The 304-nt window shown below is 59.5% G+C and carries 1 pseudogene; it reads right to left on the bottom strand.

From position 1 onward, the window contains the following. A pseudogene (locus tag EN807_RS34270) lies at positions 1 to 267 on the bottom strand (OmpA family protein); the annotation flags it as partial. Positions 268 to 304: the final 37 nt, after the last annotated feature.

Raw genomic sequence — 304 nt, 5'->3', positions numbered from 1 at the left:
GGCGGCGCTGATCGACGCGTTGGCCGTCTCACGGCCCGTTGTGTCCGAATGGCCGGTCAACATGAACCGCGCTGTCACGCCTGCCTTGCGGGCATTTTCGGCGAATTCCTTCAACTGATCAGCCAATCTGTCAAGCACCGGCGCCTGCTCCGGTCCCGGCACAACTTTGCCGGAAGAGAAGAAAATATCGGTCGTCTGGATGGCGTCTCTCAAAGAATTAAGTTCTGCAAGGTTCAGCTCACGCAGCTGCGAGACATCCAGAACCACTCCGTCCGCCGAAAGCTGTTCGGAGGCGGCTTGCGCC

The sequence above is a fragment of the Mesorhizobium sp. M5C.F.Ca.ET.164.01.1.1 genome (assembly GCF_004792125.1).
Lineage (GTDB): Bacteria > Pseudomonadota > Alphaproteobacteria > Rhizobiales > Rhizobiaceae > Mesorhizobium > Mesorhizobium wenxiniae.
The sequence above is the reverse complement of the archived record's forward strand: the minus strand, read 5'-3'. Positions and strand labels throughout refer to the sequence as shown.